A 7,439-nucleotide genomic window follows, 5' to 3' on the forward strand; every position below is an offset into this window, starting at 1 on the left:
GGAGGCGTGCCCAAATGGCACGTCCAATGGCACGGCAGGCGGCTCGAACTCCTATGGATTGCGGAACTTCTCCACGCCGTACCATTCGGCCAACGCCTTCCCCTGCGCAGGGCTCAGATGGCGCGTGGAATAGAAGAACGACTCGTTCAAGCTGGTCGTGGTGAGCTCAATGTCCGCATACGCGTCGTCGCCTGTCGCGCGCTCGTAGAGCTCGGTAACCTTCGAGGCGGACCACAAGTAAGGGCTGTTGAGGAAGTCAGACGCCGCCGTAGGCCGCGGATACACGCGAGACTCCGTGCGAATCACATCCGCAAACGTCGCTAGGTCATCCCCCTCCGCCGTGTTGAACAGTGCATGGGCAAAGCTGTGGGACATGATCGGCTTGGAGTACAGGTACACCCCGGACTTGCCGTACAGCACCACGATATCCGTCACGTCGGGCTCGGGTAGAGGATCATCCAGGCCCAGCTCATCGAGCTCGGGACGATCATCATACCCCACAGGCACTTCCCGCCTGCCGATTGCAGGGGAGTCCTCTGCATGCGGATGCTCCTCAATATAGGAGAGCAGCTCGTCCCCGAACGCTTTCGCATCCACGCCCGCCGGCGCGAACGCGCGCTTCACCCAGCGCTCGGGAGAGGTGAGCTTGCCGTCCGTCGACCGACGGCGCAGGTCGGCGAGGGCCTGGTCCGCTGCAATCAACCAATCGTTGCGGGCGTGAATAGCGGCGAGGCCCTCAGGCGTAGGGGCTCCAACGTCCTTTTCACCGTCATCGTTGGGCGTGGATGAGGGGGCGCTGTCGGATCCACCCGGCGCGAAGTGCGGAGCCTCGACGGCAACCGCATCCTCGACAGCGGTGTTGGCAACGCATCCCGCACACCCTTCTACCGGCTCAAATTCCTCGCTCATGACTCACCTCAAAACTCCGCCCCGCATGTAATGGAAAAGGGACGGGACCGATCCATATGCATGCCAGTGTACCAGCATACCTGTGAATCGGCCCCGTCCCCTATCGTGCGAATGAAGCCAGGCCGGCGCGAAGCCTACCTAAAATGGTGCAATTGGGGTACGTCCTCAATTGCACCATTGCACTATTCGATTACTTGACGGCGCGGTTCGCCGCCTTCTTGCGGTCGGTGGCGTTCAGCAGGCGCTTGCGCATGCGAATGTTCTTGGGGGTGACCTCGACCAGCTCGTCGTCGATGATGTACTCAAGCGCCTCCTCCAAAGAGAAGGTGCGTGGCGGCACAAGCTGCACCGAGATGTCAGCGGTGGAAGAACGCTGATTGCCCAGGTTCTTGGTGCGCGCGATGTTCACGACCATGTCGCCCGGCTGGCTGCGCTCGCCCACGAGCATGCCCTCGTAGCACTCGGTACCCGGCTCAACGAACAGGGAACCGCGCTCCTGCAGGGTACCCAAAGCGTAGGCGACGGCCTTCTCGGTGGTCATGGCGATCATGGCGCCGTTTTTGCGGCCGCCGATCTCGCCGGCATACGGGCCATACTCGAGGAAGGTGTGGTAGAACACGCCCTCGCCGTGCGTGACGTTGAGGATGCGGTTCTTGAGACCCATGATGCCGCGGGTGGGGATGCGGAACTCAACGTGAGTGACGGACGTGCCCGTCTCCATGCCGGTCATAGTGCCACCGGCGTTGCCGAAGATCTCGATAACCTTGCCGGCGTACTCGTCGGGGCACTCCACGACGGCCTGCTCGATGGGCTCCTGCAGGGTACCGTTCTCATCCTTCTTGAACAGAACGCGCGGGCGACCAACTTGGAACTCGTAGCCCTCGCGGCGCATGGTCTCCATGAGAACGGAAAGATGCAGGATGCCACGACCGCTCACCTCAACGCCGCTCTTATCGGGCAGCTCCTCGATGCGCATGGTCACGTTGTTCTCGCGCTCGTTGAACAGACGCTCTTTGAGCTGGCGAGCGCCCACGATGTCGCCGTCGCGCCCCACGAGCGGAGACGTGGAGGCCTCGAACACGATGGACAGAGTGGGCGGGTCGATCTCGATGGGGTCGAGCTCGACGGGATTCTCGGGATCGGTATACACGTCGCCGATGTCGGTGTTGTCCACGCCAACCACAGCCGCCAGGTCACCGGCGCTCACCTCGGAGCACTCGGTACGGCCCAGATAGTCGAAGGTGAAGAGCTGCTTGACGGTAGCCGTCTTGCGCTCGCCATCGTTCTTCACGACGAGAATCTGGTCACCCGTGTGGATAGTGCCGGAGTACACGCGGCCGATGCCGATGCGGCCAACGAAGTTGGAGTGGTCGATGGTGACGCACTGCATGGCGAGCGGTCCGTCGATGTCCACCTCAGGCGCGGGGAGGTCGTTCACGATCATGTCGAGGAGCGGATACATGTCCATGTTGCCGTCCTCGGGGTCGAGACGGGCGTAGCCGTTTACGCCCGAGCAGTACACAACGTGCTCCATGGCGAACTCAAGCTGCTCGTCGGTGGCACCGAGGTCGGCCATGAGATCCAGACAATCGTTGTATGCCTTCTCGGGATCAGCACCGGGACGGTCGATCTTGTTGATGACGATCATGATGGAGAGGCCGGTGTCGATGGCGTGGCGCAGCACAAAGCGGGTCTGGGGCATCGGGCCCTCAAAAGCGTCGACGAGCAGCAGCGCGCCATCGGCCATGCGCAGCACGCGCTCGACTTCGCCGCCGAAGTCGGCGTGGCCGGGGGTATCGATGATGTTGATCTTGACGTCGTTGTAATCGATGGAGATGTTCTTGGCGAGAATGGTGATGCCGCGCTCGCGCTCCTGATCGTTGGAGTCGAGCACGCGGTCTTGCACCTCCTGGTTGGCGCGGAAGGCGCCGGCGGCGCGCAGCAACTTGTCGCACAGAGTAGTCTTGCCATGGTCGACGTGGGCGATGATGGCGATGTCTCGCAGATTATCTACGCGCATGGGCTTCCCCTTATCCTTTAGCTCTTCGATGCGCAAGCCTTCATCCGGCAAAGCGCCCAACATAGTCGGTAATCGGTTTTTGCACGGCGGTATTGTATCTGTTGTGACGCTCACAAGCTGTTGTATCCAGCGGTTTTGCCGCCCTACACATAAGTGTGACAAAGAATGGGGCGCCTGCACCGCGCGATGTGGCGCAGACGGCCTACAACAGCGGGGGCTCTTCGCCAGCAGGCTCGGGATCGCACCAACGGAAATTCTCACCAGTTCCGGCACCCTCGTAGAGTACATATGCCGAATAGCCCAGGGACATGCCGCGCTGGTAAAAGCTCACGACGATGGCATCTTGGAACTCGCAGTCGAGCTCCACACCACCTGCGTAGGCGATGGCGTAGCGATCGAGCGGGCCAACGTGATCGGACTGGATGCCCGTCGCGTTCGACTCGACAAAATGCTTGGCACCCTCCAGGCACGCCTCGGGGCCATCCTCGGTAAAGCAAGCTTGATAGCGATTGGCACGAGCATCCTCGGCAATGAGGACCACACCGAGATCCTCGCCGTCGGCAAGTGCATTGAGATAGCCGTCGAGCAGATCACACACCATGGAATCGAGCTCGGGGGAAACCTCGTCCTGCTGCACGTCGTTCATCTCGTCTGCCATGACCTGCTCCTTAAAAGCAAAAAGGCACCGACTATGCCGATGCCCCATCAGTTCATATGGTGGAGGTTAGGGGGATCGAACCCCTGACCTCAGGCTTGCAAAGCCCGCGCTCTCCCAGCTGAGCTAAACCCCCACTGTAGTAATAAACACCCCAGCGGCGACTCGGCTCTCGCTGGGGTGTTTATTGCGAAAGAGGTGGTGGACCTGACAAGGTTCGAACTTGTGACCTCCCGGTTATCAGCCGGACGCTCTGACCAACTGAGCTACAGGTCCAACGCGGGGATTAATATAGCCCAGGCACCAAAGGCGCGTCAACACCTTTTTTCATTATTTTTGAGGACGGCTTTTTGAGGGCGAATTTCCCACGGGCTCAGAGGGCCCCAATGTGAACAAATACACGGACTGCGATCGAGTCTGGCTTCATCGCGACATTTGGGTATTATGTCTGTTCACCGTCCGCAACTCGCCGTGCACATCTGGAGGTTTGCATGATTCGCGTCGATATCGAAAGCATCGTCATGGCCTCGGGACCGGTGCCCTCCGTCGTCGTCCTGCGCGAGCGCAAAAACGGCGCCACCGCCGATGCGCCCCTGCGAGCGCTGTCCATCCAAACCGGAGCCTACGAGGCCGCCTCTATTGGCAATGGCATCGACTCCGACAAGGCGGCTCCGCGACCCATAGCGCACGACCTGCTGCTCAACACCGTTAAGGAGTTGGGAGCCCGCGTGGAACGCGTGGAGATCAACCGTTGGGATGCACCTGTGTTTTATGCCGACATCGTACTTGAGTGCACGGGGAATGCCGCGGAGTCCAAGGTGTCGGAGCAAGGCGATGGCGTGCGCGAGATTAAACTCGATGCCCGTCCGAGCGATGCCCTCGCCCTCGCCACGCGCTCAAACGCACCCATTTACGTTGAAGACGATGTCATGAACCGCGCCGGAAGCATCTCGTACCAAGCCGCGCGCGATGAGCAGTCGTCGCAAGAGGAAATCGAGCGCTTCGATGAGTTTGTCAAAAACCTGAGCCCCGACGATTTCTAGGATTGGGTCATCATCCCAACCATGGCGGCCGAGCCCGATGCGGGTTCGGCCGTTTTCTTTGTCGTGCGGTCTCCTCATCTCTCGCGAATGCTGCGGACGAGTGCGTGAATGATCCGCATGAACCCTGAGAGGTAGCGCCCGTTCAGCATGTTCACGAACCCCTCAACGGCGCCGAGCGGTACACCGCTGGTAGTAAGCGACCGCAGCGGCATGTCTGCCGCCATCTCCTTCATCATGGTGCGCTGTATATGATCCATCTTGCTGGTGGGATCTGCCATCACCCAATCGATGATGCGAAACATACGGCGACCGAGCCAGCTCGCTTCCATGTCCTCAACGGTAGAATCGACGGTGAACGGGACGACCGGTGGGCGGACGGGCAGCGGGGAGCTATAAAGGCCCTCAAATGCGGCAATCGCCCCCAACGATGTGAAGCATCCCGGATAAGGTTGAGCATACATGTTAGGAAGGGCCGGAGCCACTGAGGTGGCACCCCCAGCGTCGCCTTGGGGCGTCGGTGCGGGAACGTCGATCCATCCCGAGAGGCGCATATCTCTGCTCGAGGCGGCGGCGCGTACCTCGTATGCGCCGGGCCATACGCGCCACGCATGATCTTGCACGTCCCAAACGCGAAACGCCTCGTCATCAAGAGCGAGTTCGATGCGGTTGGATTCGCCGGGCGACAACACGACCTTCTCAAACGCAATCAGGTGCTGCGGCGGGCAGGGAGATGGAACCACGCCGGGGGCGGGAGCCACATAGAGCTGCACTACCTCGGCGCCGCGGTACGCTCCGGTGTTTTCCACCGTTAGGCGCACGCACCTCTGCGTGAGTTCGAGGTCGCGGTAGGCAAACGACGTATACGACATCCCAAAGCCAAACGGATACGCCGGTTCGATATTCGCCGCGTCGTAATATCGGTATCCCACAAATGGCCCTTCGCGATAGTACACCTCGCGGTCCATGTCGGGATACGTTACTCCCAGCGCGGTGTCTCCCAGACAGATAGGCCAGGTTTCCGCCAGCTTGCCACTGGGGCTGACATCACCCGCAAGGATGTCAACGGCGGCACCGCCGCCCTGGCAGCCCGAGAGGTACATAAGCAGAATTGCAGCAGGCTTGTCGCGCCAGGGCATTTCCATGGGGGCGCCGCCCTGCAGCACCACCACCGTCCGCGGATTCACCGCACACACTCGCTCGATCAGCTCGACCTGACCTTTGGGCATGGTCATGAGTTTGCGATCGAAACCCTCGGATTCGTATCGCGCGGGAAGGCCCGCAACCACGACCGCAACATCCGCGTGCGCTGCGGCCTGCTCCGCATCACGCAGGAGTCGCTCGCTCGTCTCGCCCATAATCGGTTCGTAGCCGTCCGCATAGCGCGCGGCAAAACCCCGTTGCCCCAATCGATACCACAGATTGTCGATGAACTTTGGATTGATGCGCGATGAGCCCGAACCTTGGTAGCGAGGCATGCGGGCAAAGGCACCGATCACCGCCACCGATTGCGAAGTCTCAAGCGGCAGCACGCCCTCGTTTTTAAGGAGCACCGCGCTTTGCGAGGCGGCCTCCCGGGCAAGGTCGGCATGGGATCGATACAACTCCTCATCGGGCAGCGTACTCGCGGGAACGGCGCGGCGTCCTTCATCAACCCTACATGAGAGATGCGCGATATGACCGACCGCCTCCGTTACGTGGCGCTCGTCCAGCTCTCCGGCGTTGACCGCCTCTACCAGGGCGCGCGCGTGATCAGCGCGGGGGCCGGGCATGCACAGGTCGAGACCGGCGCGCACAGAGGAGACGCTCGAGCTCATGGCTCCCCAGTCGCTCACAACTACACCGTCAAACCCCCACTCGCCGCGAAGCACATCCCGCAGAAGCCACTCGTGCTCGGAGCAATACACGCCGTTAAGTTTGTTGTACGCCGTCATGACGCTCCATGGATGCGACCGGCGAATAACGCGCTCGAAGGGCGCCAGATACAGCTCGCGTAACGTACGCTCGTCGATAACGGAATCGGAGACCATGCGTGCGTGCTCCTGGCTATTGCCAGCCAGATGTTTAAGGCATGCGCTGACTCCTTTGCTTTGGATGCCGCACACCATAGCGGCACCCAACTCGCCGGATATCAGGGGATCCTCACTGAAATACTCAAAATTGCGGCCACATAGTGGGTGACGCTTGATGTTCACCCCCGGCCCGAGGACTACGTCGACTCCCTGCCTGCGGGCCTCCTCGCCAATAGCCGCGCCAACACGCCGGACGAGATCGGGGTCGAACGAGCACGCGAGCGCCGAGGCCGTGGGAAAACATGTTGCCTGACGACTTTCGGCAATGCCCAGGTGGTCAGCGTTCCCCTCCTGCTTACGCAGACCGTGCGGACCGTCGGAAAGTACAAGCGACTCGATGCCGCATGCACGCAGTGCGTGCGTACGCCAATGCGATGCGCCGGCCAGCACCCGCGCTTTTTCTTTGAGCGTCATCCCCACGGCCTCCCCCGCGCCTGTCGACCACAGAAACCTTGTACCCACGTATGAACACCCGGCGCGAAAGCGCGCACCCTTTCCCGCGGAGGGCGGGGCCGTCGCCCCCTGGCGACGCTTAAGGCACGAAGGGATGCCGGGTCCGTACGCAAAATCACCCTCAGGAGCCACGAGGCGCACGGAAATACGCAAATGCGGGGATAATCTCGGGATCTGCAGAGCATATGCGGTTCCCAGGATGAAAAACATGCAGGTCAGGGAATTGATGCATTTCTCCTATACTTCCACCTTCGCCTTTTATCCCCGCATTTGCGTATTTCGGCGGGGGG

The 7,439-nt window shown here is 61.0% G+C and carries 5 protein-coding genes and 2 tRNA genes; 1 reads left to right on the top strand and 6 read right to left on the bottom strand.

The genetic code is table 11. The features are described 5' to 3' along the window. Positions 1–51: 51 nt before the first annotated feature. From DWV48_RS08920 to DWV48_RS08940, 5 genes are all read right to left on the bottom strand, one after another. Positions 52–909: a hypothetical protein gene (locus DWV48_RS08920; RefSeq protein WP_233546254.1), complete on the bottom strand. Its 858-nt coding sequence runs from the start codon at positions 907–909 to the stop codon at positions 52–54. A gap of 190 nt (positions 910–1,099) precedes the next feature. After that, positions 1,100–2,929, bottom strand: coding sequence for a translational GTPase TypA (gene typA / locus DWV48_RS08925; RefSeq protein WP_118654444.1), 1,830 nt, complete (start codon positions 2,927–2,929; stop codon positions 1,100–1,102). 202 nt (positions 2,930–3,131) lie between these two features. Then, a complete protein-coding gene (locus DWV48_RS08930) occupies positions 3,132–3,587 on the bottom strand; it encodes a hypothetical protein (RefSeq protein WP_118654445.1) in 456 nt (151 codons plus the stop codon). Between the two features lie 57 nt (positions 3,588–3,644). Beyond that, positions 3,645–3,720 (bottom strand) — tRNA-Ala (locus DWV48_RS08935). A 63-nt stretch (positions 3,721–3,783) separates the two neighbouring features. After that, positions 3,784–3,860: transfer RNA gene (locus DWV48_RS08940), tRNA-Ile, on the bottom strand. Positions 3,861–4,075: 215 nt separating this feature from the next. Between DWV48_RS08940 and DWV48_RS08945 the strand changes: the two genes are divergently transcribed. Next, on the top strand, positions 4,076–4,627 hold the full coding sequence (locus tag DWV48_RS08945) for a bifunctional nuclease family protein (protein ID WP_118654446.1): 552 nt from the start codon (positions 4,076–4,078) through the stop codon (positions 4,625–4,627). A gap of 74 nt (positions 4,628–4,701) precedes the next feature. On the opposite strand, the gene DWV48_RS08950 is transcribed toward DWV48_RS08945, so the two are convergent. After that, on the bottom strand, positions 4,702–7,110 hold the full coding sequence (locus tag DWV48_RS08950; protein WP_118654447.1) for a glycoside hydrolase family 3 C-terminal domain-containing protein: 2,409 nt from the start codon (positions 7,108–7,110) through the stop codon (positions 4,702–4,704). Positions 7,111–7,439: the final 329 nt, after the last annotated feature.

It is taken from the genome of Collinsella sp. AF08-23 (assembly GCF_003479805.1).
Taxonomy (GTDB): Bacteria; Actinomycetota; Coriobacteriia; order Coriobacteriales; family Coriobacteriaceae; genus Collinsella.